Below are 25,966 nucleotides of genomic sequence, written 5' to 3' on the forward strand. Positions count from 1 at the left end.
GTCGATAGCCAAAATCAGTCAAGCAGGTCCAAGTGCAGGTACTCGGCCACCGCTTTGCTGCCGGCGTGCTTGAGTTTGGGCACCCGGCCCAGGCACGGCGCGGGCAAGCGTTCGGCCAGGGTGGCGAGGTTTTCTTCCAGACGAGAGGTATTCGGGTCGATGATATTCGCCACCCAACCGGCCAGCGGCAGGCCGTCGCGGGCGATGGCTTCGGCCGTGAGCAGCGCATGGCTGATGCAACCCAGGCGCACACCCACCACCAGGATCACCGGCAATTGCAGCGCCATGGCCAGGTCGGACAGGTTGTCCTGATCGGCCAACGGCACACGCCAGCCGCCCGCGCCTTCGATCAGGGTGAAATCGGCTTTTCGGTCGAGGATCTGCTGCATCGGTTTGAGCAGCGATTGCACCGTCAGCGCAACGCCCGCCTCGCGCGCAGCCAGGTGCGGCGCGATGGCCGGCTCGAACGCCACCGGGTTGACCTCGGCGTAGCTCAACGGCAACGAACACTCGGCCAGCAGCGCCAGCGCATCGGCGTTGCGCAAGCCTTTGGCGGTGACCTGGCAGCCCGAGGCAACCGGCTTGCCGGCGGCGGTGCTTTTGCCGGCCAGGCGCGCGGCATGCAGCAGGCCGGCGGCGATGGTGGTCTTGCCGACATCGGTATCGGTGCCGGTGATGAAATAAGCCGCGCTCATAGCGGTTTCTCCAGCACGGCGTACACCACTTGGTAGGTGGCCGGCAGGCCCTGGGCCTGACGGAACTGCTCGTAGGCGTCGATCAATGCAACAACCCGCGCACGGCCGGTCAACCCGCCCGGCCGCCCCGGGTTGAGATTGTGCGCACCGAGCGCCTTCAATTCATGGGTCAGGCTGCGCACATCCGGGTAATGCAACACATGGGCGCGCCGCTCCAGGCTCAGCACCTGGAAGCCGCTGGCCGCGCACAGCTGTTGATAGGCCTCGAAGGTGCGGAAGCGGTTGACGTGGACCAGCCCATCCGCCGCCCGCCAGCTTTCGCGCAACTCGTCCAATGTGCCCACGCACAAGCTGGCGAAGGCCAGCACGCCGCCCGGTTGCAGCACGCGATAGGCTTCGCTGAGCACCGCCGCGAAATCCGCGCACCATTGCACCGCCAGGCTGGAGAAGATCAGCCCGCAACTGGCCGCCTGCAACGGCAGGCGCTCGGCATCACCGGCGATGAAATGCTGCGCGCCGCCCAACGGCCGCGCATGGTTGAGCATGCCTTGGGCAATATCCAGCGCCACACCTTGGCCGGCAGGCAGCCGATCGCCCAGCACGCGGCTGAAATAACCGGTGCCACAGCCCATGTCCAACCAGCGTTGCGCGGTGCAGGCCGCCGGCAGACGGGCCAGCAGTTCATGCCCCACCGCCCGCTGCAACTCGGCCACGCTGTCGTAACTGGCGGCGGCACGGGAAAACGATGCCGCCACCTGGCGCTTGTCCGGCAACCCGCCCGGCAGGCAGGCATGGGCTAAATCAGTCATCAACGCACTCGTGCAAAAAAGCCTGGATGGCCCCCGCTACACCGTGGGGGTCCTCCAGGAGAAAAGCGTGACCGGCCTGTTCAATCAGACCGATTTCGACATCCGGAAGCAGGCTCAGCAGGTCGCTGGCGGCTTCGGCGGGCACCAACTCATCCAGGCCCGCGAACAGATGCAATTGCGGGCCGCGATAGGCCACCAAGGCGTCGCGGGTGTCCAGTTGAGCCAGCAGCTCAAGGCCGCTCATCAACACGTTCGACGGCGTATTCGGCGCCCCACTGACCAGCAAACGCGCCAGCCCGCGCGGGTCTGCGGCGCCTTTGGCACACAACAGGCCGAAACGCTTGAGGGTGACCTGGGAGTCGGCATGGCAACCGGTAAGGAACGCATCGAAGGTTTCGCCAGGCATCGCGTTCGGCCAGCCATCATGGGCGACGAAACACGGGTTGCTCGCCAGGGTCAGCAACCCACAACAACGCTCGCCGCGCCGTGCGGCCAGCTCGGAAGCGAGCATGCCGCCCAGAGACCAGCCGCCGAGCCAAGCGTTGTCCGGCAGCGTCGCGTCGAGTTCGTCGAGCCATTCGCCCAGGTCGCTGGAGCCCAACGCTGGCAACGGCTCGATCTGTACGCGCAGGTGTTCGTTCAGGCCATGCAGTGCGGCGGCCAAGGGCTCCAGCGGCGAAACGCCAAGGCCCCAGCCGGGCAGCAATATCAGTCGATCACGCATGGTCGGGCTCCGTGGCACCTGACAAGCGGAAACACTCTTCCAATGCGTTCAACAATAGCTGCACCTGCGCCGCGCTGTGGGCCGCCGTCAGCGTCACGCGCAAACGGGCGCTGCCGGCGGGCACGGTGGGCGGGCGGATCGCCGTGACCATCAAGCCGCGCTCGCGCAACATCCGCGACAACGCCATGGCCTTGGCACTCTCGCCGATGAGGATCGGCTGAATCGGCGTAAAGCTGTCCATCAGCCTCAGGCCGATCTGCTCGGCGCCCTGGCGGAACTGGCGGATCAGGCTGTTGAGGTGCTCGCGTCGCCAATGCTCGGTGCGTAGCAGCTCCAGGCTTTTCAGGGTGGCGCAGGCCAGGGCCGGGGGTTGGCTGGTGGTATAGATGTAGGGCCGGGCGAACTGGATCAGGCTTTCGATCAACTCCTCACTGCCCGCGACAAAAGCGCCGGCAGTGCCGAACGCTTTGCCCAGGGTGCCGACCAGCACCGGCACGTCTTCCTGGCTCAAGCCAAAATGCTCGACGATGCCGCCGCCGTTCGCGCCCAGCGGGCCGAAGCCATGGGCGTCGTCCACCATCAACCAGGCGCCTTTGGCCCGCGTTTCACGGGCCAGCGCCGGCAAGTCGGCCAGGTTGCCGTCCATGCTGAACACGCCATCGGTGACCACCAGGGTATTGCCGGTGGCTTTCTCCAGGCGCTTGGCCAGGCTGGCGGCGTCGTTGTGCAGGTAGCGATTGAAGCGCGCCCCGGACAACAGGCCGGCATCCAGCAATGAGGCATGGTTGAGACGGTCTTCCAGCACCGTATCGCCCTGCCCCACCAACGCCGTGACCGCGCCGAGGTTGGCCATGTAGCCGGTGGTAAACAGCAACGCGCGCGGGCGCCCGGTAAGGTCGGCCAGGGCTTCTTCCAGTTCATGGTGCGGCGTGGCATGCCCGACCACCAAGTGCGAAGCGCCACCGCCCACGCCCCAACGGGACGCACCGGCACGCCAGGCCTCGATCACCTGCGGGTGATTGGCCAGGCCCAGGTAATCGTTATTGCAGAACGCCAGTAACGGTTGACCGTCCACCACCACTTCCGGGCCTTGCGGGCTGTCCAGCAGTGGGCGGTGGCGGTAAAGGTGTTCGGCACGACGGGCAGCGAGACGCGCGGCGAGATCGAAAGACATGCAGGCCTCGGATTGGCAGGTTCAACTCGGTCAGAAAATGTGCGAGGGAGCTTGCTCCCGATGGCGGCGTATCAGTATGAAATGCATTAACTGACCCACCGCTATCGGGAGCAAGCTCCCTCCCACATTTGGATCGCATTTGGATCAAACTGCGGCGTTGTAGAACTGCTCGCTGCTTTTCTGCTCAACCAACGCTTGCTCGATCGCCGCCTGGTGCACTTCATCGGCGTGCTCTTCACGCGCTTCCGGCAGGATGCCCAGGCGCGAGAACAGTTGCATGTCCTTGTCGGCCTGCGGGTTGGCGGTGGTCAGCAGTTTGTCGCCGTAGAAGATCGAGTTGGCGCCGGCAAAGAACGCCAGGGCCTGCATTTGCTCGTTCATCGCCTCACGGCCGGCCGACAGGCGCACATGCGATTGCGGCATCAGGATGCGCGCCACCGCCAGCATGCGGATGAAGTCGAACGGGTCGATGTCCTCGGCGTTTTCCAGCGGCGTCCCGGCCACCTTCACCAGCATGTTGATCGGCACCGACTCCGGATGCTCCGGCAGGTTGGCCAGTTGGATCAGCAGGTTGGCGCGGTCGTCGAGGGACTCGCCCATGCCGAGAATGCCGCCGGAGCAGATCTTCATCCCCGAATCACGCACGTAGGCCAGGGTTTGCAGACGCTCGGCATAGGTGCGGGTAGTGATGATCGAACCGTAGAATTCCGGCGACGTATCGAGGTTGTGGTTGTAGTAGTCGAGGCCGGCCTGGGCCAGGGCTTCGGTCTGGTCCTGGTCGAGACGGCCGAGGGTCATGCAGGTTTCCAGGCCCATGGCCTTCACGCCTTCGACCATCTGCAGCACATAGGGCATGTCTTTGGCCGACGGATGTTTCCACGCCGCGCCCATGCAGAAGCGGGTCGAACCGATGGCCTTGGCGCGGGCTGCCTCTTCGAGGACCTTCTGCACTTCCATCAGCTTTTCTTTTTCCAGGCCGGTGTTGTAGTGGCCCGACTGCGGACAATATTTGCAATCTTCCGGGCAGGCGCCGGTTTTGATCGACAGCAGCGTCGACACCTGCACACGGTTCGCATCGAAATGCGCGCGGTGCACGGTCTGCGCCTGGAACAACAGGTCATTGAACGGCTGCACGAACAGTGCTTTGACTTCAGCTAAAGACCAATCGTGACGCAGGGTGGCAGTGGTGCGGGCGCTCATGGGCGATTCCTTGATTATGCTTTGGCAAGCGCTGCGGGAAGGGCAATACCCACAGACGCGACACGGATGCTCGGCATATTTAAGGAAGATTCATGCACTGTCAACCTGGATACAAACACCAAGTTTACATATGGTTAAAAAACACACAGCGCTGTTTAATCTGCGACGAAGTTACTGAGTCGGCCGATTGTGTGTGCAACGTCTGCGAAACCGAGCTGCCCTGGCTAATGGAGCAGTGCGAAGTCTGCGCCCTGCCCTTGCCGATGGACGGCCTGATCTGCGGCCAGTGCCAGAAACACCCGCCGGCCTTTAAACAGGTCATCGCCGCCTGGACCTACAGCTTCCCCATCGACACGCTGATCAGCCGGTTCAAGCATCAGGCGCGCTGGCCCCTCGGGCATCTGCTGGGCTGCTTGCTGGGACGCCACCTGCAACACCGCTTCGACAATGCCGAACTGCCGCGCCCCGACTGCCTGTTGCCGGTGCCCATGGCGCGCAAACGCCTGCGCGAGCGCGGCTATAACCAGGCGCTGATGCTGGCGCGCTGGCTCAGCGCCGAGCTGCACATTGCCTACGATGAACACCTGTTGTTACGCCCGCATGAAACCGTCGCGCAGCAGGCGCTCGACGCCAAGACCCGCCAACGCAACCTGCGCGGCGCCTTCGCCCTGGCGCGCGACATACCGGTACACGACCGCCACTTTGCGCTGGTCGACGACGTGCTCACCACCGGCGCGACCGCCCACAGCCTGGCACGCCTGTTGATGGACGCCGGGGCGCGACAGGTTGACGTGTACTGCCTGGCCCGCACGCCCAAACCGGGCGCCTGACTTGACTCCGCCCGGCCTTGCCCGCAACGTTCCGTTCATCTCATCGAAGCGTAGTCCCATGTCTCTGCCGACCTCCCTCAGCCAACACATCATCCGTCGCCCCCAGCGCATCGCCTTGCTGGCGCATATCGCCGAGCAGGGTTCGATCACCCGCGCGGCGAAGAGCGCCGGCTTGAGCTACAAGGCTGCCTGGGACGCCATCGACGAACTGAACAACCTCGCGCAAAACCCGCTGGTGGAACGCAGCGTTGGCGGCAAGGGCGGCGGCGGCGCCAAGCTGACGGCCGAAGGTGAGCGCGTGCTGCGCCTCTATCAGCGCCTGCAAGTGTTACAGGCCGAAGTGCTCGGCTCGGACGAAGCCGCCAGCGACTTCAACCTGCTGGGCCGCTTGATGCTGCGCACCAGTGCGCGCAACCAACTGCATGGCCAGGTCGTCGCCATCGAGCGCCACGGCCGCAATGATCTGATCCGCCTGCAACTGGCCGGCGGCCTGGCGCTGGACGCGCAGATCACCCACGACAGCACGCAACGGCTGGAGCTGGAAGCCGGCGTTGAAGTGGTCGCCCTGATCAAGGCCGGCTGGCTGGAAGTGTGCGCCAGCGAGCACCCCGAAACACCCGGACACAATTGCCTGATCGGCAGCGTCGACGCCATTCTCGACGCCGAGGACGGCCCCAGCGAGGTGCGGATTGCCCTGCCCAACGGCCAGGTGCTTTGCGCCCTGGCCCAGCCCCACGCGCTCAAGACCCTGGGCGCCGCCGAAGGCCAACCGATCCAGGTGCAATTCGCGCCGAGCAATGTGTTGCTCGGCACACCCGTCTAGGCGGTGGCCCGGCTGCGCCCACCTTTAAACTGCAACAATTTCGTCACGCCCGCTCCTTAAGGTGTTTGCAAAAACCGCAGGGAGCCTGACATGAGCCTATTAGAAGAAAACCAAGCCACCGACCTCGAACAGATGGTCGGCCTCACCCGCCGCCGCTTCATCGGCGCCGGTGCCCTGTGCGGTGCCGCAATGTTCCTCGGCGGCAACCTGCTGAGCCGCAGCGCCCTGGCCGTGAATGCCGCCAACGCCAGCCCGCTGCTGGGGTTCGCCAGCATCGCCGCCGCCACCAGCGACAGCATTACCCTGCCGCCCGGCTACAGCGCCTCGGTGCTGATCAGTTGGGGCCAGCCGCTGCACAAGAACGCCCCGGCGTTCGACCCGTCCGGCAACGGCACGGCCAAGGCCCAGGAGCAGCAGTTCGGTGACAACAACGACGGCATGAGCCTGTTCGCCTTCCCCGGTGACGACAACCGCGCGCTGATGGCGATCAACAACGAATACACCAACTACCGCTACCTCTTCGCCCACGGCGGCGCGCCGCAATCGGCCGAAGACGTGCGCAAGGCCCAGGCCAGCGAAGGCGTGTCGGTGATCGAAGTGCGCCGCCAGGGCGACACCTGGCAGTTCGTCCAGGACTCGCGCTACAACCGGCGCATCCACGGTAACTCGCCGATCCGCCTCAGCGGCCCGGCGGCCGGCCATGATTGGCTGAAAACCAGCGCCGACAAATCCGGCAAGAAAGCCCTCGGCACCTTCCAGAACTGCGCCAACGGCAAGACGCCGTGGGGCACTTATCTGACGTGCGAAGAGAACTTCACCGACTGTTTCGGCAGCAGCAACCCACAGCAAGCCTTCGACGCCGGGCAAAAGCGCTACGGCGTGGTCGCGGCCAGCAAAGACATCAACTGGCACCTACACGACCCGCGTTTCGATATGGCCAAGCACCCCAACGAGCTCAATCGCCATGGCTGGGTGGTGGAAATCGACCCGTTCGACCCACAGTCCACGCCCGCCAAACGCACCGCCCTCGGCCGCTTCAAGCATGAAAACGCCGCCCTAGCGGAAACCCGCGACGGCCGCGCCGTGGTGTACATGGGCGACGACGAGCGCGGCGAGTTCATCTACAAGTTCGTCAGCCGCGACCCGATCAATCACCAGAACCCCAAGGCCAACAAAGACCTGCTCGACCACGGCACCCTGTTTGTTGCGATCTTCGACGCGGGCGACGGCAACGCCGACCACCCCAAGGGCAAAGGCCAGTGGGTCGAGCTGACCCATGGCAAAAACGGCATCGACGCCAGCACAGGTTTTGCCAGCCAGGCCGAAGTGCTGATCCACGCACGCCAGGCAGCCAGTGTGGTGAAAGCCACGCGCATGGACCGCCCGGAATGGATCGTGGTCAGCCCCACCGACGGCCAGGTCTATTGCACCCTGACCAACAACGCCAAGCGTGGCGAAGACGGCCAGCCCGTCGGCGGCCCCAACCCACGCGAGAAAAACGTCTACGGCCAGATCCTGCGCTGGAAGGCCAACGCGGATAACCACGGCGCCGCCGATTTCACCTGGGATCTGTTTGTGGTCGCCGGCAATCCCGGCGTGCATGCCGGTACGCCGAAGGGCGGCTCGTCCAACATCAACCCGCAGAACATGTTCAACAGCCCCGACGGCCTGGGTTTCGACAACGCCGGGCGCCTGTGGATCCTGACCGACGGCGACTACAGCAACAGCGGCGACTTCGCCGGCATGGGCAATAACCAGATGCTCTGCGCCGACCCGAGCACCGGGGAAATCCGTCGCTTCATGGTCGGGCCGGTGGCGTGCGAGGTGACCGGGATCAGCTTCTCGCCGGATCAGAAGACCTTGTTCGTGGGGATTCAGCATCCAGGGGAAACCGGTGGTTCGACCTGGCCGGAGCATCTGCCCAATGGCAAGCCGCGGTCGTCGGTGATGGCGATTCGGCGGGATGATGGTGGGATTGTCGGGGCCTGATAGACCGTCATCGGGGGCAAGCCCCCTCCCACAGTTGAAGGTATTCACAAATCAAAATGTGGGAGGGGGCTTGCTCCCGATAGCAATGGCACAGCTGCCCCCTATCTCAAGCCCGGTGCGTTACCATACCGGGTCGGACGCGGCGCCCTGCTGCGCGCAGGAGTTTGCATGGCCCATCCGTTTGAAACACTCACCCCCGATCTGGTGCTCGACGCTGTCGAAAGTATCGGCTTCCTCAGCGATGCGCGCGTATTGGCGCTCAACAGCTACGAAAACCGTGTGTATCAGGTGGGCATCGAAGACTCAGAACCGCTGATCGCCAAGTTCTACCGGCCACAGCGCTGGACCAACGAGGCGATCCTCGAAGAACACAGCTTTACCTTCGAGCTGGCCGAGTGCGATGTGCCGGTGGTCGCGCCGATGATCCATAACGGCGCCAGCCTGTTCGAACACGCCGGGTTCCGCTTCGCCCTGTTTCCGCGCCGTGGCGGCCGGGCGCCGGAGCCGGGCAATCTGGACCAGCTCTATCGCCTTGGCCAGTTACTCGGGCGCTTGCACGCGGTCGGCGCGACCCGTCCGTTCGAACACCGCGAAGCCCTGGGTGTGAAGAACTTCGGTCACGATTCCCTGGCCACCCTGCTCGAAGGCAACTTCATTCCCAAAAGCCTGCTGCCGGCCTACGAGTCCGTGGCCCGCGACCTGCTCAAGCGCGTGGAAGAGGTGTACAAGGCCACGCCGCACAAGAACATCCGCATGCACGGCGATTGCCACCCCGGCAACATGATGTGCCGCGATGAGATGTTCCACATCGTCGACCTCGATGACTGCCGCATGGGCCCCGCCGTGCAGGACCTGTGGATGATGCTTGCCGGCGACCGTCAGGAATGCCTGGGCCAGTTGTCGGAGTTGATGGACGGCTACCAGGAATTCCACGATTTCGACCCGCGTGAACTGGCGCTGATCGAACCGCTGCGCGCCTTGCGCCTGATGCACTACAGCGCCTGGCTGGCACGGCGCTGGGATGACCCGGCGTTCCCGCACAGCTTTCCGTGGTTCGGCAGCGAGCGGTATTGGGGTGATCAGGTGCTGGCGTTGCGCGAACAGTTGTCGGCGCTCAACGAAGAACCGCTGAAACTGTTCTGACGGCGTTGCTTCCTGTGGGAGGGGGCTTGCTCCCGATAACGGTGTGTCAGTATCGGATGAGCCGACTGATATACCGCTATCGGGAGCAAGCCCCCGCCCACATAAAACACTGCAGGCCCCACGAGCGGAAAAATATCCTTACAATCGCGCTTTGTTAGCTGCCTAAGCAAGGATTCTGCAATGCACGCCGCCAACCCCCGCAAGGGGTACATCCTGGGCCTGAGTGCCTATGTCATCTGGGGTCTCTTCCCGCTCTACTTCAAAGCTATCGCCAGTGTCCCCGCCGCCGAAATCATCGTGCATCGCGTGCTGTGGTCAGCGCTGTTCGGCACGCTGCTGCTGATGGTCTGGAAACACCCCGGCTGGTTCCGCGAACTGCGCGATAACCCCCAGCGCCTGGCGATCCTGGCCCTCAGCGGCTCGTTGATTGCGGCTAACTGGCTGACCTATGTGTGGTCGGTGAACAGCGGACGCATGCTCGAGGCCAGCCTGGGTTACTACATCAACCCACTGGTGAACGTGTTGCTCGGCATGCTGCTCCTCGGCGAACGCCTGCGCCGCCTGCAATGGGTCGCCGTCGGGCTGGCAGCGGTGGGTGTGGCGCAGCAGGTGTGGCAGGTGGGCAGTTTGCCGTGGGTGTCGCTGGTGCTGGCGCTGACCTTCGGCTTCTATGGCCTGATCCGCAAGCAGGCGCCGGTCAAGGCGCTGCCGGGGCTGGTGGTGGAAACCTGGATGCTGGTACCGATCGCTGTCGCCTGGTTGCTGTTCAACCCCTCGGCACACAGCGCGCAACTGGCATTCTGGAGTACGTCCGAAGCCTGGTGGCTGGTGGCCGCCGGCCCGGTGACGCTGATCCCGCTGGTGTGTTTCAACGCCGCTGCGCGGCACTTGCCCTACACCGCCCTGGGCTTTTTGCAGTACGTGGCGCCGACCCTGGTGCTGCTCGAAGCGGTGCTGCTGTTTGGTGAACAACTGGCGCCCAGCACACTGATCGCCTTCGCCTTTATCTGGGCCGGCCTGGTGGTCTACAGCCTGGACGCGTGGCTGACGGTGCGCAAACGCTGATCAAATAACGTACAAAACTCTGCAAGCCACAGCCTGCCTGGCTTGCAGACATCCACCCCAAGGTTATCCACAGCCTGATCCCCGCCATTTGTGTACAAGCCCTTGAAACTGCTCGTTTTTTGCTCAGTTGACGGAGAAGCACGGCCGGCGTGGCCTGGCGCCGGGTCTCTACAGGTTATCCACAGGCTCATGCAAGATTTCCATGCATAACCGTGTGGGTGGTTATTCCTCGCTGCGCAGTTCCAACTCCACCATCAAGTCGTCGGCCAGGGTTTCCAGGGCCGCTTGCAGGGTGTCCAGCGCCAGGCCCGCCGGCACGGCCAGTGACGCATCGGCGTGGAACAGCGGGTCGCCGCTCATCGGCGCCGGACGCACGTCGGTGCTCAGGCGTTCGAGGTTGACCCCCTGCTTGCTCAACAACGCGGTGATCTCACGCACGATCCCCGGCCGGTCGTTGCCCACCAGCGTCATGGTGATCGGTTTGGACGCCGCCGCCTGCCCGGCGCTGCTATCACCCACGAGCACACGGATGCCGTGTGTGGATAAGTCCTCCAGTGCATTCACCAGGGCCTGACGGTTCTCGGCGGGGACACTGACCCGCAGAATCCCGGCAAACTGCCCGGCCATGTGCGCCATGCGGCTCTCCAGCCAGTTGCCGCCGTGGGCCGCAATGTTCTGCGCGATGCGTTCAACCAGGCCGGGTTTGTCGGCGGCAATGATAGTGAGTACAAGATGGTCCATGGCGAAGCCCTCTGGAATTCAATCTACAAGGTGGACGCAGATGCCCACGAAGACAAATCGTGTACCATTTTTATATTTATCTGGAACAATCTATCGCTTTCTTGAGAACATCCGATACCCCACTGTGACCATACGACCAAAGTGGGTCGCTAAACGACGTATTTAGTCTAATTTTCACAACCGCAAGTCATCATGTAGTATGCGCAATCGCGCACTACATAAACGTTGGGTCGATGTCTGCCACGGCAACCTTGCTCCGCGACACAGCCTGCCCAGCCGCCTTCATAGGCATGTACCGGCGCAGCGTGCCTGCGGTTTAAATGGCCAGAGGCTTCATTGGTAAATTGAAAAGCTGAAAAGCGCATAAGCTCCGTAGAGTGAGGCAAGCAATGACTGAACACGTTCAAGTCGGTGGCCTGCAGGTCGCCAAAGTCCTGTTCGACTTCGTGAACAACGAAGCCATTCCCGGTACCGGCGTCACTGCCGACCAGTTCTGGGCCGGCGCCGACAAGGTCATCCACGACCTGGCACCGAAGAACAAAGCCCTACTCGCCAAACGCGACGATTTCCAAGCGCGGATCGACACCTGGCACCAGACTCACGCTGGCCAGGCGCATGACCCGGTGGCCTACAAAGCCTTCCTGCAAGATATCGGATACCTGCTGCCAGAAGCCGCAGACTTCCAGGCCTCGACCCAAAACGTCGATGACGAAATCGCCCGCATGGCCGGCCCCCAGCTGGTCGTGCCGGTGATGAACGCCCGTTTCGCCCTCAACGCCTCCAATGCGCGCTGGGGCTCGTTGTATGACGCGCTGTATGGCACCGACGCCATCAGCGAAGCCGACGGCGCCGAAAAGGGCCAGGGCTACAACAAGGTGCGCGGCGACAAGGTCATCGCCTTCGCCCGCGCCTTCCTCGACGAAGCCGCACCGCTCAGCGCCGGCAGCCACGTCGATTCCACCGGCTACAAGATCGTTGACGGCAAACTCGTGGTCAGCCTCAAAGGCGGCAGCAACAGCGGCCTGCGCGACGATGCCCAGTTGATCGGCTTCCAGGGCGACAGCGCCCAACCGATTGCAGTCCTGCTCAAACACAACGGCCTGCATTTCGAAATCCAGATCGATGCCAGCACCCCGGTCGGCCAGACCGACGCGGCCGGCGTCAAAGACGTGCTGATGGAAGCCGCGCTGACCACCATCATGGACTGCGAAGACTCCGTCGCCGCCGTCGATGCCGATGACAAAGTGGTGATCTACCGCAACTGGCTCGGCCTGATGAAAGGCGACCTGGCCGAAGAAATGGCCAAGGGCGGCAAGACCTTCACCCGCACCATGAACGCCGACCGCGTCTACACCGGCGTGGATGGCCAGGACGTAACGCTGCACGGTCGCTCGCTGCTGTTCGTGCGCAACGTTGGCCACTTGATGACCATCGACGCGATCCTCGACAAAAACGGCAACGAAGTACCCGAAGGCATTCTCGACGGCCTGCTCACCAGCCTGGCCGCGATCCACAGCCTCAACGGCAACAGCAGCCGCAAGAACAGCCGCACCGGTTCCGTGTACATCGTGAAACCGAAGATGCACGGCCCGGAAGAAGCCGCGTTCACCAACGAACTGTTCGGCCGCATCGAAGACGTGCTGAACCTGCCGCGCAACACGCTCAAAGTCGGGATCATGGACGAGGAACGCCGCACTACGGTCAACCTCAAGGCCTGCATCAAGGCCGCCAGCGAGCGCGTGGTGTTTATCAACACCGGCTTCCTCGACCGCACCGGCGATGAAATCCACACCTCCATGGAAGCCGGCGCGATGGTGCGCAAGGCCGCGATGAAGACGGAAAAATGGATCAGCGCCTACGAAAACTGGAACGTCGATATCGGCCTGGCCACCGGCCTGCAAGGCCGTGCGCAGATCGGTAAAGGCATGTGGGCCATGCCTGACCTGATGGCGGCGATGCTCGAACAGAAAATCGCCCACCCACTGGCCGGCGCCAACACCGCCTGGGTGCCATCGCCGACAGCGGCGGCGCTGCACGCGTTGCACTACCACAAGGTCGACGTGTTCGCGCGCCAGGCCGAACTGGCCAAGCGCGAGCGTGCGTCGCTGGACGATATCCTGACCATCCCATTGGCCAGCAACCCCAACTGGTCGGACGAAGAAATCCGCAACGAGCTGGACAACAACGCCCAGGGCATCCTCGGCTATGTGGTGCGCTGGATCGACCAGGGCGTCGGCTGCTCGAAAGTGCCGGACATCAACGACATCGGCCTGATGGAAGACCGCGCCACACTGCGCATCTCCAGCCAGCACATCGCCAACTGGCTGCGCCACGGCGTTGTCACTCAGGACCAGGTGATGGAAAGCCTCAAGCGCATGGCGCCGGTGGTGGACCGTCAGAATGCCGGGGATGCGCTGTACCGTCCGCTGGCACCGGATTTCGACAGCAACATCGCGTTCCAGGCGGCGGTGGAGTTGGTGATTGAAGGGACCCAGCAACCCAATGGTTATACCGAGCCGGTGTTGCACCGCAGGCGTCGGGAGTTCAAGGCTAAAAACGGCCTGTAAATGAAAAAGCCCTGATCTTGCGATCAGGGCTTTTTCTTTGAGGCTTGTGGTGACCGCAATGGCGCTATCGGGGGCAAGCCCCCTCCCACAGTTGACCGCGTACATCCTGTAGGAATGCAGCTAACTGTGGGAGGGGGCTTGCCCCCGATGAGGCCTTTACATACACCGCAAAAATCAGGAAGCCATCCCCAACTCCCGCTTCACCAACTTCGCCAACTTCACGCTATCAATCGGTTTGAGCAAAAAGTCCACCACGCTCAAATGCATCGCATCGATCACATCTGGCGCTTCGGCGTCCCCGGACATGATGATGATCGGCAACGCCGCTCGGGTAGAACTGCGCACCTGGCGAATCAACTGGAGGCCATTGCTCGGCGCCATGCGCAGGTCGGTGATCAGCAAGCCAATGGAACTGCTCGACTCCAGCAGTTTCCACGCCGTTTCACCACTCTCAGCGGTCATGCAGCGAATACCGTCCAGGCCCAGGATCTCCGCCAGCAGTTCGCGCGCGTCCTTGTCGTCGTCGACAATCAACACGCGTTGTGGCGGTAAATCAGGCTCCAGCATCACGGCGCTCAGCGCCTCGCGCTCGGCATCACTCAAAATATCGTGGTCGGACATACGGTTCTCAGCTAGCTCTCATCAATCTCCCTGCACACTCGTCAGACATCTGCGGAAGGCCGAACAATGTGCACTTCGTCGGAAAGTTTGCCTAGTGGGCGTTCTACGGGGTTTGGACGATAGTCATGTAAGGTTTTTCCCTAGTTATGCGCCGTTTTCATCGACCTAGACTTACGTCCAATGGGCACCCGCCGTGCAGGAGTCGACCATGCAGAACGATAACGACAAAAACATCGCGGTCCTAGTTATGAGTAAAGCTGATGCATTCGACCAGGCGGGGAAAACTGCGGTGTTGCAGAACATCCACGGCACCTTGCAGTTCCTGCAACGCTTCCCACCGTTCAACCAAATGGAAAACGCGCACCTCGCGTTCCTGGTAGAGCAGTGCCAATTGCGCTTTTACGGCCCCGGCGACAGCATCCTCAAGCCGTCGGATGGGCCGGTGGAGCACTTCTATATCGTCAAGCAGGGGCGGGTTGTCGGCGAGCGGCCGGATTCGGCCGAAACCACCTTTGAGATTGCCACCGGCGAGTGCTTCCCCCTCGCGGCACTGCTGGGCGAACGCGCGACGCGCACCGAGCACAAGGCCGCCGAAGACACCTTCTGCCTGCAACTGAACAAGCCGGCGTTTATCAAGCTGTTCGCGCTGTCCAGCGAGTTCCGCGATTTCGCTTTGCGCGGCGTCAGCAGCCTGCTCGATCAGATCAACCAGCAAGTGCAGCAAAAGGCCGTGGAAACCCTCGGCACCCAATACTCCTTGAATACCCGCCTGGGCGAGTTGGCCATGCGCCACCCGGTGATGTGCGGCCCGGATACGCCGCTGCGCGAAGCGGTGACGCTGATGCACGAGCAACAGGTCGGCAGCATTGTGATCGTGGATGAGCACAAGGCGCCCCTGGGGATTTTCACCCTGCGCGATCTGCGCCAAGTGGTGGCCGACGGCACCAGCGATTTCACCCTCGCGATCGACGCGCACATGACCCCTGCGCCGTTCTTCCTCACGCCGGACCACAGCGCCTTCGATGCTGCCATCGCCATGACCGAGCGGCATATCGCCCACGTGTGCCTGGTCAAAGACCATCGCCTGTGCGGCGTGGTGTCCGAGCGCGACCTGTTTTCCCTGCAGCGTGTGGACTTGGTCCACCTGGCCCGCACCATCCGCAATGCGCCCAAGGTGGAAAACCTGGTGGCGATACGCGGCGAGATCGGCCAGTTGGTGGAGCGCATGCTCGCCCATGGCGCGTCGTCGACCCAGATCACCCACATTATTACGCTGCTCAACGATCACACCGTGTGCCGGGTCATCGAGTTGACCCTCGCCGACAAAGGCGACCCCGGCGTGCCGTTCACCTGGCTGTGTTTCGGCAGCGAAGGCCGCCGCGAGCAGACGCTCTACACCGACCAGGACAACGGCATCCTGTTCGACGCCAAGGACGCCGCCGAAGCGGCTGAGATTCGCGCGCGCCTGCTGCCCCTCGCGCAGCAGATCAACCAGAGCCTGGCACAGTGCGGCTTCACCCTGTGCAAAGGCAACATCATGGCCGGCAACCCCGAGCTGTGCCTGTCGCGGGCCGAATGGGCGCGACGGTTTGCGGCGTTTATACGCGAAGCGACGCCGGACAACCTGCTGGCGTCGACCATCTATTTCGACCTGCGGGTAGTGTGGGGCGATGAGCAGGGTTGTGAACAACTGCGCCAGGGCATTCTCGATCAGGTCGCGGATAACCGCCTGTTCCAGCGCATGCTGGCGGAGAACGCCTTGCGCCAACGCCCGCCGGTGGGACGCTTCCGCGAGTTCGTGCTGACGCGCAAAGGCAGCGAAAAAGCCACCCTCGACCTCAAGGTGCAAGGCCTGACGCCCTTTGTCGACGGCGCGCGCCTGCTGGCCCTGGCCAACGACGTCCACGCCATCAACACCCTGGAGCGCTTGCGCCAGTTGGTGGTCAAGGAGGTGATCGAGCCGCTGGATGGCGCCGCTTATGAAGAGGCGTATCACTTTATCCAGCAAACCCGCATGCAACAGCACCAGTTGCAAACCCGGGAAAACCTGCCGTATTCCAACCGCGTCGACCCCGAGAGCCTCAACCACCTGGACCGGCGCATCCTGCGTGAATCCCTGCGCCAGGCCCAGCGCCTGCAAAGCAGCCTGACCGTGCGGTATCAGTTGTGAGCCTGTTTGGTTGGTTGCGCACGGCCAAACCCCATCTCGACGCAACGCAACGCCAGCGCCTGGAGCAATTGCCCCTGCCTATCGCGCTGGGCGACGTTGCCTTGCGCAGCCAGCGCTGGGTGGTGCTGGACCTGGAAACCAGCGGCCTGAACCTGAACCGCGACCAAGTGTTATCCATCGGTGCCGTGGTGATCGAGGACGGCGCGGTGGACTTTTCGCAAATGTTCGAGCGCACGCTGCAACGCGCCGAAACAAAACTGAACCCCGCCGTGCTGATCCACGGCCTCGGCCCCAGTGCAATCGCCGCCGGCAGTGACCCAGTGGACGCGCTGCTGGATTTCATGGACTTCGTCGGCGACAGCCCCTTGCTGGCCTTCCATGCGCCGTTCGATCAACACATGCTGGGCCGGGCGCTCAAGGACAGCCTGGGTTATCGCCTGGCCCATTCGTTCCTCGACGTGGCCGACATCGCCCCGCTGCTGTGCCCCGAGGCGCCGATCCGCGAAGCCGGGTTGGATGACTGGATCAACTACTTCCACCTGCAGGTGGGCGAACGCCACCACGCCAGCGCCGACGCCCTGGCCACGGCGGAACTGATGCTCATCCTGCTCAGCCGCGCGCGCCAGCAGCACATCGACACGCCACGCGCCCTGCAAGCACGTTTGAGCCAATGGAAACGGCGTAAACAAGCGCCCTCGTTTTAATAGCATCTCCCGACAGACGCCAATTGCGCCGGCTCCACGCCTCTGACACAATCGCGAATAATTCTCGTTATTTTAAACTTGTTTATTCGGTGATGCCTTGTCGTCGGTCCAGCCCCCCCACAGTGAGCTTGTTGGCGCGTTGTATCGCGACCATCGCGGCTGGCTGCTGGCGTGGCTGCGACGCAACGTGGCCTGCCCGAGCCGCGCCGAAGACCTGAGCCAGGACACCTTCATGCGCCTGCTCGGCCGCGACGGGTTGCGCGAACCCCGCGAGCCGCGCGCCTTTCTGGTGGCGATCGCCAAGGGCTTGTTGTTCGACTACTTCCGCCGCGCCGCCCTGGAACAGGCCTACCTCAGCGAATTGATGCTGATCCCGGAAAGCGAACACCCGTCGCCAGAAGACCAGCAACTGATCCTCGAAGACCTCAAGGCCATCGACCGCCTGCTCGGCACACTGTCGAGCAAGGCCCGCGCCGCGTTCCTCTACAACCGTATCGACGGCCTGGGCCACGCCGACATCGCCCGGCGCCTCGGCGTGTCGGTGCCGCGCGTGCGCCAGTACCTGGCCCAGGGCATCCGCCAGTGCTACATCGCGCTGTATGGCGAGCCGTTATGAGCGCGGTCAATTGCAAACCGGTGGCGGCCCGGGTGCTGGATGCGGCGATTGCCTGGCAACTGTCCCTCGACTCAGGCGACGGCAGCGCCGTGGAACAGGAAGGATTCGCCAAGTGGCTGGCCAGCGATGCCGAACATGCCCGCGCCTGGCACCAACTGGGCCTGCTCGACCAGCGTTTCAGCGTGGCCTCGGGCCCAGCGCGCGCGGCGTTGTTGCAGTCACGCGAGGGCATTCGCCAGCGTGTGCGCAAACTCGGCAGCGGCCTGGCGAGTATCGCGCTGGTGTGCGGCCTGGCCTTGTTTGCCGCTGAACGTTATGGGCCGCTCGACTATTGGCTGGCCGATCAACGCACCGCCACCGGCGAGCAACGCACGCTGACACTGGCGGACGGCACGCAGATCAACCTCAACACCCACAGCGCCATCGATGTGCGTTTCGATGAAACGCGCCGGCTGATCGTGTTGCAGGAAGGCGAAATCCTCGTCGAAACCGGCCACAACGATGCGCGCCCGTTCTATGTGCAAACCCGCGACGGCAGCCTGCGCGCGCTGGGCACGCGGTTTATCGTCAAGCGCGAGGACGACGCCACGCGCCTGAGCGTGCTGCAATCGGCGGTGGCCGCCCAACCCGAGGCGTTGCATCAGGCGCAGGTCTTCAAGGCCGGCCAGCAAGTGCTGATGCGCAGCGACAGCCTCGGCCCGCTGCTGGCCGTCACCCCCGCCACCGACGCCTGGACCCGCGGCATGCTGGTGGTGGACAACGCCCGCCTGGGCGATGTGGTCGAGGAACTGAGCCGTTATCGCCGTGGCCACCTGGGTGTGGATAACCGGGTGGCCGACCTGCGCATCACTGGCAGCTTCCCGCTGCACGACACCACTCTGGCGCTGAATGCCCTGCTGCCGACCCTGCCGGTGCAGATCGAGCAGCGCACGCCGTGGTGGGTGACGGTGAAGGGCAAGCCCTAGGTCCAGCGGTGTCTGAGCGATTGCTATCGCGAGCAAGCCCGCTCCCACCTTCGACCGCGTTCAGCCAGACATAACGCGATCAAAGGTCGGAGCGGGCTTGCTCGCGATGAGGCCCTCAAGAACACCGAATAGCCCCAGGCAAACATTATTTTCATCTGGCCCTATCACTTTTCGAATCTCGCTCGGCACAGGGGTAATTGCGAATTACTTCCATTCAGGAGCCGCCCCATGTCCCGCACGCTAGACACCTTGTTGCGCCCCAGCCTGTTAGCCGTGGCTATTGCCCTCAGCACCCCGCTGGCCAGCACCGTGCTGATCGCCGCCGAGCAAGCGTCCAACGTGCGCGCCTACAACCTGCCCGCCGCGCCATTGGCCACCACCCTGAACCAGATCGCCAGCCAGGCCGGCCTCGCGCTGACCCTCAGCCCGGCACTGGCTGCAGGCAAAACCTCCGCGCCGGTGCAGGGCCAGTTCGACGCGCAAGGCGCACTGAGCGAGGCACTGCGCGGCACCGGGTTGCAAGTGGAGCAGAGCAGCGCGGGGACTTACACGCTGGTAGCGATTGCGGAAGGGGTCGTGGCGTTGCCGCAGACCACCATCGTTGCCCAAGGCAACGCTGAAAGTGCCTGGGGCCCGGTGCAAGGCTACCTGGCGACGCGTACCGCCGCCGGCACCAAGACCGACACCGCGCTGGTCGAAGCGCCGCGCTCGATCTCCGTCGCCACCCGCGAGCAGATGCAGGACCGCAACGTGCAGAACCTGGATGACGCGGTCAAATACATGCCCGGCATCGTGTCCGCCAGCTACGGCAGCGACACCCGCTACGACTGGATGCGCGTGCGTGGCTTCGAGCCCACCCAATTCCTCGACGGTCTGCCGTTGCCACGCGGCGTGTACGCCAACCCGAAAGCCGAAACCTGGAACCTCGACCGCATCGCCCTGCTGCGCGGCCCGGCGTCGTCGGTGTATGGCCAGACACCGCCGGGCGGCCTGCTGGACATGGTCAGCCGGCGTCCCAGCGCGGAATCGAGCCATGCCATTCAAGTGCAATACGGCAGTGACAACTATCGCCAGATCAATTTCGCCAGCACCGGCAAGGTCGATGATGAAGGCCAGTTCCTTTACGGCGTCAGCGGCGTGGTACGGGATGCCGGCACCCAGGTCGACCATATCGACAACAAGCGCTACAACATCGCTCCCAGCCTGACCTGGAACATCGACACCGACACCCAGCTGACCCTGCTCTCGCAGTTCACCCGCGACGATACCGGCACCACCAGCCAGTTCCTGCCGATCCAGGGCACCAAGATCAAATCGCCGCTGGGCGAAATCTCCCACCACAAGAACCTCGGCGATCCGGACTACGAGTTCTACGACCGCACCTACTACGCACTGGGCTATGCCTTCGAGCATCGCTTCAACGACACCTGGCAGTTCAAGCAGAACCTGCGCTACACCAAGTCGCAGTTGTCGTTCCAGCAACTGACCGTGGGTTCCTATGCCTACTCCCCGGCTGACGCGACAGGCACCATCACGCGCTCGACCACCAACGTTGACGAGAACATCGGTCAGCTTGCGCTGGACAACCACTTCCAGGCTGACTTCGCCACCGGCGACGTGACCCACACCGTGTTGCTCGGCCTGGATCACCAGCGCACCGATACCTCCTTCCGGACGATCTACGGTACGGCGTCGAGCATCAACATTTTCAACCCGGTCAACACCGTGCCCACGGTCCGCCCGACCGGCGATGCGTATTACGACTACAACCAGAAAACCGTACAGACCGGCCTCTACGCGCAAGACCAGATGGCCCTGGACAACTGGCGCCTGACCCTCGGCGGACGCGAAGACTGGGTGCACCAGGGCACCACCTACTTCAACAAACTGGATGCGACCAACACGGATCGCAGCAAGAATTTCAGCGGCAACGCGGCGCTGAGCTATGTGTTCGATTCCGGCTTTGTGCCGTACCTGTCCTACGCCGAATCCTTCCAGCCGGCGAGCAACGCCAGCGTCGACCCGGTCAAGTCGTACAAGCCCACCGAAGGCCAGCAATGGGAACTGGGGATCAAGTACCAGCCGCCCGGCTCCACGACGCTGCTGAGTGCGGCGGTCTATGACCTGACCCAGAAAAACGTGCTGGTGACCCGAATCGGCTCGGGCAACCAGTCGATCACCGACCAGGCCGGCGAAGTGAAGGTCAAGGGCTTGGAGCTGGAAGCGGTGTCTGACGTGACCGAGAACCTCAAGGTCATCGCCGCCTATACCCTGGCCAAATCCGAGGTGCAAACAGGCATCTACAAAGGCAACCGCCTGCAACTGATGCCCAATCAGCAAGCCTCGCTGTGGACCGATTACACCTGGCACACCGGTGTGCTCGACGGTTTCGGCATCGGCTTCGGTGCCCGTTACACCGGCAATACCTATGGCGACCAGGCCAACACCTGGCTGGGCAAGGCCAATGCCTACACGGTGTTCGACGGCGCGGTGCATTACGACCTGGGCCGCCTGGACAACAGCCTGAAAGGTGCCTCGGTGAAGTTGAACGCCACCAACCTGTTCAACAAGGACTACCTGTCGACCTGCGATGGCAGCTACTGCTACTTCGGCGACCAACGCAGCGTCGTCGCCAGTGCCACCTACCAGTGGTAACCGACTGGGTTAACCACCCGGCCGCCCCAAGGGGCGGCCTTGGCGTGTCCGAAGGCTAGAACATGAAAAGCACCACCATCCGCCGCTGGTCCTTTATCCACACCTGGGCCAGCCTGATCTGCACGGTGTTCCTGCTGCTGCTCGCCCTCACTGGCCTGCCGTTGATTTTCCACCACGAGATCGATCACCTGCTGGGCAACGAGCCACAACTGGCGCAGCTGCCCGCCGATACGCCACTGCTGAACCTTGAACAACTGGTGGCCAAGGCCCAGGCCCATCGCCCCGGCGAAGCCATGCAGTACCTGGCCTGGGACGACGACGACAAAAACGGCGTGATCGCAATCATGGCCGCCACCGCCGGCACCGAACCCAACGCCTCCCACACCTTCATGCTCGATGCACGCACCGGTGAAGCGGTCGCGATGCCGTCGGCCAACGGCGGCTTTACGCTGTTCCTGCTGCGCCTGCATGTGGATATGTTCGCCGGCCTGCCGGGCAAGTGGCTGCTGGCGTTCATGGGCCTTCTGTTTGTGCTCGCGATTGTCTCGGGCACGGTGCTGTACCTGCCGTTCATGCGCCGCTTGAAATTCGCCACCGTGCGCCAGGACAAGTCCACCCGCCTGCGCTGGCTCGACCTGCATAACCTCATCGGCGTGGTCACCCTGACCTGGGCGCTGGTGGTCGGCGTGACCGGCGTGATCAGCGCCTGTGCCGACCTGATCATCGCCGCCTGGCGCACCGACAGCCTCAGCGCGATGGTCGAACCGTACAAGCACGCCCCGCCGCTGACCCAGCGCGCACCGGCCAGCGATCTGCTCAAGATCGCCGCTGAGGCCGCGCCCGGCATGCAGCCGGACTTCATCGCCTTTCCCGGCACACGCTTTTCCAGCGAATACCATTACGCCGTGTTCATGAAGGGCAGCACGCACCTGACCGCGCACCTGCTCACCCCCGTGCTGATCGACGCCAGCACGCTCGCCGTCACCGCCATCGCCAAACGGCCGTGGTACATGGACGCCATGGGCATGTCTCAGCCGCTGCATTTCGGCGACTACGGCGGCATGCCGATGAAAATCCTCTGGGCGGTGCTGGATGGGCTGACCCTCATCGTGCTCGGCAGCGGTGTTTACCTGTGGGTCGTCAGACGCAAGGCAGGCAAGGCATGAAGCCGCGTCAGTCGAGTTTCTGGAAGGTGTTTGGCATTCCCCTGGGGATCGGCCTGCTCAGCGCGGCCGGTTTGTTTGCCGCGCTGCTGGGGGATGGGTGGTGGGATGCGCTGAGCTGGGTCGGGTTGGGTGTTCCTGCGGTCATTGGGGCTTGGGGGTTGTTCAGGCGGCGCGGTTGAGGACGCCATCGGGGGCAAGCCCCCTCCCACATTCGACCGCATTTCAAAGGCAGAACTCGGTCAACTGTGGGAGGGGGCTTGCCCCCGATGAGGCCCTCAAGAACCCCAAAAATCCCCCTCGCCAGCCACTGCGCAACCCTCTGGGCTAGCGTGCTCGGCAGCGGTGTTTACCTGTGGGTCGTCAGACGCAAGGCAGGCAAGGCATGAAGCCGCGTCAGTCGAGTTTCTGGAAGGTGTTTGGCATTCCCCTGGGGATCGGCCTGCTCAGCGCGGCCGGTTTGTTTGCCGCGCTGCTGGGGGATGGGTGGTGGGATGCGCTGAGCTGGGTCGGGTTGGGTGTTCCTGCGGTCATTGGGGCTTGGGGGTTGTTCAGGCGGCGCGGTTGAGGACGCCATCGGGGGCAAGCCCCCTCCCACATTCGACCGCATTTCAAAGGCAGAACTCGGTCAACTGTGGGAGGGGGCTTGCCCCCGATGAGGCCCTCAAGAACCCCAAAAATCCCCCTCGCCAGCCACTGCGCAACCCTCTGGGCTAGCGTGCTCGGCAGCGGTGTTTACCTGTGGGTCGTCAGACGCAAGGCAGGCAAGGCATGAAGCCGCGTCAGTCGAGTTTCTGGAAGGTGTTTGGCATTCCCCTGGGGATCGGCCTGCTCAGCGCGGCCGGTTTGTTTGCCGCGCTGCTGGGGGATGGGTGGTGGGATGCGCTGAGCTGGGTCGGGTTGGGTGTTCCTGCGGTCATTGGGGCTTGGGGGTTGTTCAGGCGGCGCGGTTGAGGACGCCATCGGGGGCAAGCCCCCTCCCACATTCGACCGCATTTCAAAGGCAGAACTCGGTCAACTGTGGGAGGGGGCTTGCCCCCGATGAGGCCCTCAAGAACCCCAAAAATCCCCCTCGCCAGCCACGGCGCAACCCTCTAGGCTAGCGCCTGCCCATCCAGAGGAATGCCCATGTCCGCTCCCAGCATGACCCTGTTCCACAACCCCGCTTCGCCGTTCGTGCGCAAAGTCCGCGTGTTGCTGGCTGAAACCGGCCAGCAGGACCGTGTGGCCCTGCAGCTCTGCATGCCGACACCCGTCAACCCGGACGTACAACTGGTCAACGAAAACCCGGTGGGCAAGATCCCGGCCCTGCGCCTGCCCGATGGCACGGTGCTGCACGACAGCCGGGTGATCCTCGATTACCTCGACCACCAGCACGTCGGCAACCCGCTGATCCCCCGTGACGGCTCGGCCCGCTGGCGCCGCCTGACCCTGGCCTCGATGGCCGACGGCATCATGGATGCCGCCGTGCTGGTGCGTTACGAGAGCGCCCTGCGCCCGCCGGAAAAACACTGGGCCCCGTGGCTCGACGAACAGCGCAACAAGATCCGCCGTAGCCTGGCGGAGCTGGAAGCGGATGCGATTGCCGAACTGGCCAGCCACTTCGATATCGCCGCGATCAGCGTGGCCTGCGCCTTGGGTTACCTGGACTTCCGTCACCCGGACCTGCAATGGCGCGACGCCAACCCCCGGCTTGCCGCCTGGTACGCCGAAGTCAGCCAGCGGCCTTCGATGCTTGAGACACAGCCACCCGTGTGATTGCGCGAGTCTAGTGTGGCGAGGGCGCTTGCTCCCGCTTGGGCGCGAAGCGCCCCTGCAGTCCAACGGGAGCAAGCGCCCTCGCCACACAAAACAACTGGTTAATCCGCACGACCAGTTCTGCTCGCGCCCGCTGATCCTCACGCAACCCGATCATTGCACCGCCTCCAGATCAAATGCCAACGGCTCGACCGCCTTGCGCTTGCCCACGCCGTACCAATCCAGTTTGCGTGTCAGCACCATCACCGTGCCCAGCAGGCCGAACAGCAGCAGCGAGCCCATCAGCAGCGCGTAGTCCTCGGCACTCAACAGCCCGTACAACAAGCCATACAACGCCGCCAACCCTGCCGAGAACCCCAGGCCATGGACGACGCTGCGCAGCACATGGCACACGTAGAAACCAATCAACAACACACAGGCACTGGCGGAGATCAGGTACGCCAAGGCAAAGCCCAGGTGCTCGGACAACGACAACAACAGCAGGTAGAAAAACGCCAGGGCAACCCCCACCAGGGCGTACTGGATCGGATGCACCGCCAAGCCCTTGAGCACTTCGAACAGGAAGAAACCGGCAAAGGTCAGGGCGATGAACAGCAGCGCGTATTTGATCGCGCGGTCGCTCTTGAGGTACTGGTCCACCGGGTCGATGAAGTTCACCCCGAAGCTGCGGTTGTTGAAGTCGTCACAGCCTCGCTCGGTCAGGCAACTGCGTAGGGCCTCTTCGAGGTTGGTGGAGAAAAATGAGGTCTGCCAGTTGGCACTGAAGCCCTTGTCGGTGACTTCCCGCTGCACCGGCAGGAAGTTGCCGATAAAGCTCGGGTGCGGCCAATTGGAGGCGAGTGCAACCTGGCTGGTCTTGCCCACCGGCACCACTTGCAGTTGCTCGGTGCCTTGCAGGCGCAGGTCGAAGGCGAAGTCCAGCGCGGCCGGTTTTTTGCTGTCCTGCTCGGGGAGCGCCACATGCACGCCCTCGCCCAGCCACTCCACCTGGGTGCCTGGCGAGAACTCTAGACGCTGGCTGCCCAGCTCCAGTGTCAGCGCGTTTTCGATGCCGCGAATATCGCTGATACCCACCGCCAGAAACGCCGGCTCAAAGCGATAATCGGCGAAATCCTCCTTGATCCCCCATTGCTCGGGCAACGCAAAGCGTCCGCTGATGCGGTTGTCGGCGTGGAACAGCCGTGCCTGGTAGATGCCACGCGCGCGCAGTTCGGTTTGCACCCGGCCGTCGAGTTCAAAATGCTCCGGCAGGAAATACAGACGACCGCGCACTTCACGCGTTTCCTCGTAGCGCTTGTTGAGTTTTTCATTGAGCTTCCACTCACGGACGGTCTTGCGGTACGGCACCACCATCACCGGGCCGGTGAGGCGCTGGCTGTAGCTGGAGCTGCGGGCGATGTCCATCAGGACACTGTCGCGAGTGTATTGGCGGTCGGCGATGATGCCGTTGATCATCAGCAATGGAATCAGCAATAGCAGGATCAATAGCGCAATCGCGCCCAGTTTGAAAAGCAGGCTGCGGTTCATGGGACTCTCCCTGTTTGGATGGGCAGA

The 25,966-nt window shown here is 63.4% G+C and carries 24 protein-coding genes; 16 read left to right on the plus strand and 8 right to left on the minus strand.

Features of this window, described 5'->3' with window-relative positions:
* Window positions 1–14: 14 nt before the first annotated feature.
* The 5 genes from bioD to bioB all read right to left on the minus strand — a co-directional run bounded on the left by bioD (window position 15) and on the right by bioB (window position 4,602).
* Window positions 15–695 (minus strand): dethiobiotin synthase, encoded by a 681-nt coding sequence (gene bioD, locus P3S72_RS27860; RefSeq protein ID WP_276195175.1) that lies wholly within the window; start codon window positions 693–695, stop codon window positions 15–17.
* Window positions 692–1,504: a malonyl-ACP O-methyltransferase BioC gene (gene bioC / locus P3S72_RS27865; protein WP_276195176.1), complete on the minus strand. Its 813-nt coding sequence runs from the start codon at window positions 1,502–1,504 to the stop codon at window positions 692–694. Before bioC ends, bioD begins: the two co-directional genes overlap by 4 nt.
* Window positions 1,497–2,228, minus strand: coding sequence for an alpha/beta fold hydrolase (locus tag P3S72_RS27870; RefSeq protein WP_276195177.1), 732 nt, complete (start codon window positions 2,226–2,228; stop codon window positions 1,497–1,499). Before P3S72_RS27870 ends, bioC begins: the two co-directional genes overlap by 8 nt.
* Window positions 2,221–3,402 (minus strand): 8-amino-7-oxononanoate synthase, encoded by a 1,182-nt coding sequence (gene bioF, locus P3S72_RS27875; protein WP_276195178.1) that lies wholly within the window; start codon window positions 3,400–3,402, stop codon window positions 2,221–2,223. The genes P3S72_RS27870 and bioF overlap by 8 nt, the downstream gene beginning before the upstream one ends.
* Window positions 3,403–3,546: 144 nt before the next feature.
* On the minus strand, window positions 3,547–4,602 hold the full coding sequence (gene bioB, locus P3S72_RS27880; RefSeq protein WP_276195179.1) for a biotin synthase BioB: 1,056 nt from the start codon (window positions 4,600–4,602) through the stop codon (window positions 3,547–3,549).
* Window positions 4,603–4,694: 92 nt separating this feature from the next.
* On the opposite strand from bioB, the gene P3S72_RS27885 reads away from it, so the two are divergent.
* The 5 genes from P3S72_RS27885 to rarD all read left to right on the plus strand — a co-directional run bounded on the left by P3S72_RS27885 (window position 4,695) and on the right by rarD (window position 10,452).
* Window positions 4,695–5,432, plus strand: coding sequence for a ComF family protein (locus tag P3S72_RS27885; RefSeq protein ID WP_276195180.1), 738 nt, complete (start codon window positions 4,695–4,697; stop codon window positions 5,430–5,432).
* A 58-nt stretch (window positions 5,433–5,490) separates the two neighbouring features.
* Window positions 5,491–6,255 (plus strand): TOBE domain-containing protein, encoded by a 765-nt coding sequence (locus P3S72_RS27890; RefSeq protein ID WP_276195181.1) that lies wholly within the window; start codon window positions 5,491–5,493, stop codon window positions 6,253–6,255.
* A gap of 90 nt (window positions 6,256–6,345) precedes the next feature.
* Window positions 6,346–8,244: a PhoX family phosphatase gene (locus P3S72_RS27895; RefSeq protein WP_276195182.1), complete on the plus strand. Its 1,899-nt coding sequence runs from the start codon at window positions 6,346–6,348 to the stop codon at window positions 8,242–8,244.
* 168 nt (window positions 8,245–8,412) lie between these two features.
* Entirely contained in the window at window positions 8,413–9,387 is a 975-nt protein-coding gene (locus P3S72_RS27900) for a serine/threonine protein kinase (RefSeq protein ID WP_276195183.1), read from the plus strand.
* A 180-nt stretch (window positions 9,388–9,567) separates the two neighbouring features.
* Entirely contained in the window at window positions 9,568–10,452 is an 885-nt protein-coding gene (rarD, locus tag P3S72_RS27905) for an EamA family transporter RarD (RefSeq protein ID WP_276195184.1), read from the plus strand.
* 222 nt (window positions 10,453–10,674) lie between these two features.
* Here rarD and P3S72_RS27910 read toward each other — a convergent pair whose 3' ends face one another.
* Entirely contained in the window at window positions 10,675–11,193 is a 519-nt protein-coding gene (locus P3S72_RS27910) for an ACT domain-containing protein (RefSeq protein WP_276195185.1), read from the minus strand.
* A 389-nt stretch (window positions 11,194–11,582) separates the two neighbouring features.
* Here P3S72_RS27910 and P3S72_RS27915 point away from each other — a divergent pair, with 389 nt between their 5' ends.
* A complete protein-coding gene (locus P3S72_RS27915) occupies window positions 11,583–13,760 on the plus strand; it encodes a malate synthase G (protein WP_276195186.1) in 2,178 nt (725 codons plus the stop codon).
* A 174-nt stretch (window positions 13,761–13,934) separates the two neighbouring features.
* Here the strand turns inward: P3S72_RS27915 and P3S72_RS27920 are convergent, their stop codons facing one another.
* A complete protein-coding gene (locus tag P3S72_RS27920) occupies window positions 13,935–14,381 on the minus strand; it encodes a response regulator (RefSeq protein WP_247403154.1) in 447 nt (148 codons plus the stop codon).
* Between the two features lie 247 nt (window positions 14,382–14,628).
* Here P3S72_RS27920 and P3S72_RS27925 point away from each other — a divergent pair, with 247 nt between their 5' ends.
* From P3S72_RS27925 to P3S72_RS27970, 10 genes are all read left to right on the plus strand, one after another.
* On the plus strand, window positions 14,629–16,551 hold the full coding sequence (locus P3S72_RS27925; RefSeq protein WP_276195187.1) for a DUF294 nucleotidyltransferase-like domain-containing protein: 1,923 nt from the start codon (window positions 14,629–14,631) through the stop codon (window positions 16,549–16,551).
* On the plus strand, window positions 16,548–17,255 hold the full coding sequence (locus P3S72_RS27930; protein ID WP_276195188.1) for a 3'-5' exonuclease: 708 nt from the start codon (window positions 16,548–16,550) through the stop codon (window positions 17,253–17,255). Before P3S72_RS27925 ends, P3S72_RS27930 begins: the two co-directional genes overlap by 4 nt.
* Window positions 17,256–17,352: 97 nt before the next feature.
* On the plus strand, window positions 17,353–17,871 hold the full coding sequence (locus tag P3S72_RS27935) for an RNA polymerase sigma factor (RefSeq protein ID WP_253399741.1): 519 nt from the start codon (window positions 17,353–17,355) through the stop codon (window positions 17,869–17,871).
* Window positions 17,868–18,836 (plus strand): FecR family protein, encoded by a 969-nt coding sequence (locus tag P3S72_RS27940; RefSeq protein ID WP_276195189.1) that lies wholly within the window; start codon window positions 17,868–17,870, stop codon window positions 18,834–18,836. The genes P3S72_RS27935 and P3S72_RS27940 overlap by 4 nt, the downstream gene beginning before the upstream one ends.
* Before the next feature lie 228 nt (window positions 18,837–19,064).
* A complete protein-coding gene (locus P3S72_RS27945) occupies window positions 19,065–21,491 on the plus strand; it encodes a TonB-dependent siderophore receptor (RefSeq protein WP_276195190.1) in 2,427 nt (808 codons plus the stop codon).
* Between the two features lie 62 nt (window positions 21,492–21,553).
* The gene (locus tag P3S72_RS27950) at window positions 21,554–22,657 is read left to right on the plus strand and encodes a PepSY-associated TM helix domain-containing protein (protein WP_276195191.1); all 1,104 of its coding nucleotides are present in this window, start codon (window positions 21,554–21,556) and stop codon (window positions 22,655–22,657) included.
* Window positions 22,654–22,836, plus strand: a complete 183-nt coding sequence (locus P3S72_RS27955; protein ID WP_276195192.1) for a hypothetical protein — start codon at window positions 22,654–22,656, stop codon at window positions 22,834–22,836. The genes P3S72_RS27950 and P3S72_RS27955 overlap by 4 nt, the downstream gene beginning before the upstream one ends.
* Window positions 22,837–23,039: 203 nt before the next feature.
* A complete protein-coding gene (locus P3S72_RS27960; protein ID WP_276195192.1) occupies window positions 23,040–23,222 on the plus strand; it encodes a hypothetical protein in 183 nt (60 codons plus the stop codon).
* Between the two features lie 203 nt (window positions 23,223–23,425).
* Window positions 23,426–23,608 carry a hypothetical protein gene (locus P3S72_RS27965; RefSeq protein ID WP_276195192.1) on the plus strand — a complete coding sequence of 61 codons (183 nt, stop codon included), beginning with the start codon at window positions 23,426–23,428 and terminating at the stop codon, window positions 23,606–23,608.
* 174 nt (window positions 23,609–23,782) lie between these two features.
* Window positions 23,783–24,412 (plus strand): glutathione S-transferase, encoded by a 630-nt coding sequence (locus tag P3S72_RS27970; protein WP_276195193.1) that lies wholly within the window; start codon window positions 23,783–23,785, stop codon window positions 24,410–24,412.
* 153 nt (window positions 24,413–24,565) lie between these two features.
* On the opposite strand, the gene creD is transcribed toward P3S72_RS27970, so the two are convergent.
* The gene (gene creD, locus P3S72_RS27975; protein WP_276195194.1) at window positions 24,566–25,939 is read right to left on the minus strand and encodes a cell envelope integrity protein CreD; all 1,374 of its coding nucleotides are present in this window, start codon (window positions 25,937–25,939) and stop codon (window positions 24,566–24,568) included.
* Window positions 25,940–25,966: the final 27 nt, after the last annotated feature.

Origin of the sequence: Pseudomonas sp. D3, from assembly GCF_029320995.1 — a bacterium.
Taxonomy (GTDB): domain Bacteria; phylum Pseudomonadota; class Gammaproteobacteria; order Pseudomonadales; family Pseudomonadaceae; genus Aquipseudomonas; species Aquipseudomonas paraveronii.

Coding starts and splice junctions, on each gene's coding strand:
- P3S72_RS27885 (WP_276195180.1), top strand. CDS start 4,695: ATGCACTGTCAACCTGGATACAAACACCAAGTTTACATATGGTTAAAA.
- P3S72_RS27940 (WP_276195189.1), top strand. CDS start 17,868: ATGAGCGCGGTCAATTGCAAACCGGTGGCGGCCCGGGTGCTGGATGCG.
- bioB (WP_276195179.1), bottom strand. CDS start 4,602: ATGAGCGCCCGCACCACTGCCACCCTGCGTCACGATTGGTCTTTAGCT.
- bioC (WP_276195176.1), bottom strand. CDS start 1,504: ATGACTGATTTAGCCCATGCCTGCCTGCCGGGCGGGTTGCCGGACAAG.
- P3S72_RS27925 (WP_276195187.1), top strand. CDS start 14,629: ATGAGTAAAGCTGATGCATTCGACCAGGCGGGGAAAACTGCGGTGTTG.
- P3S72_RS27915 (WP_276195186.1), top strand. CDS start 11,583: ATGACTGAACACGTTCAAGTCGGTGGCCTGCAGGTCGCCAAAGTCCTG.
- P3S72_RS27950 (WP_276195191.1), top strand. CDS start 21,554: ATGAAAAGCACCACCATCCGCCGCTGGTCCTTTATCCACACCTGGGCC.
- creD (WP_276195194.1), bottom strand. CDS start 25,939: ATGAACCGCAGCCTGCTTTTCAAACTGGGCGCGATTGCGCTATTGATC.
- P3S72_RS27970 (WP_276195193.1), top strand. CDS start 23,783: ATGTCCGCTCCCAGCATGACCCTGTTCCACAACCCCGCTTCGCCGTTC.
- P3S72_RS27900 (WP_276195183.1), top strand. CDS start 8,413: ATGGCCCATCCGTTTGAAACACTCACCCCCGATCTGGTGCTCGACGCT.
- rarD (WP_276195184.1), top strand. CDS start 9,568: ATGCACGCCGCCAACCCCCGCAAGGGGTACATCCTGGGCCTGAGTGCC.
- bioF (WP_276195178.1), bottom strand. CDS start 3,402: ATGTCTTTCGATCTCGCCGCGCGTCTCGCTGCCCGTCGTGCCGAACAC.
- P3S72_RS27890 (WP_276195181.1), top strand. CDS start 5,491: ATGTCTCTGCCGACCTCCCTCAGCCAACACATCATCCGTCGCCCCCAG.
- bioD (WP_276195175.1), bottom strand. CDS start 695: ATGAGCGCGGCTTATTTCATCACCGGCACCGATACCGATGTCGGCAAG.
- P3S72_RS27945 (WP_276195190.1), top strand. CDS start 19,065: ATGTCCCGCACGCTAGACACCTTGTTGCGCCCCAGCCTGTTAGCCGTG.
- P3S72_RS27955 (WP_276195192.1), top strand. CDS start 22,654: ATGAAGCCGCGTCAGTCGAGTTTCTGGAAGGTGTTTGGCATTCCCCTG.
- P3S72_RS27965 (WP_276195192.1), top strand. CDS start 23,426: ATGAAGCCGCGTCAGTCGAGTTTCTGGAAGGTGTTTGGCATTCCCCTG.
- P3S72_RS27870 (WP_276195177.1), bottom strand. CDS start 2,228: ATGCGTGATCGACTGATATTGCTGCCCGGCTGGGGCCTTGGCGTTTCG.
- P3S72_RS27895 (WP_276195182.1), top strand. CDS start 6,346: ATGAGCCTATTAGAAGAAAACCAAGCCACCGACCTCGAACAGATGGTC.
- P3S72_RS27920 (WP_247403154.1), bottom strand. CDS start 14,381: ATGTCCGACCACGATATTTTGAGTGATGCCGAGCGCGAGGCGCTGAGC.
- P3S72_RS27960 (WP_276195192.1), top strand. CDS start 23,040: ATGAAGCCGCGTCAGTCGAGTTTCTGGAAGGTGTTTGGCATTCCCCTG.
- P3S72_RS27910 (WP_276195185.1), bottom strand. CDS start 11,193: ATGGACCATCTTGTACTCACTATCATTGCCGCCGACAAACCCGGCCTG.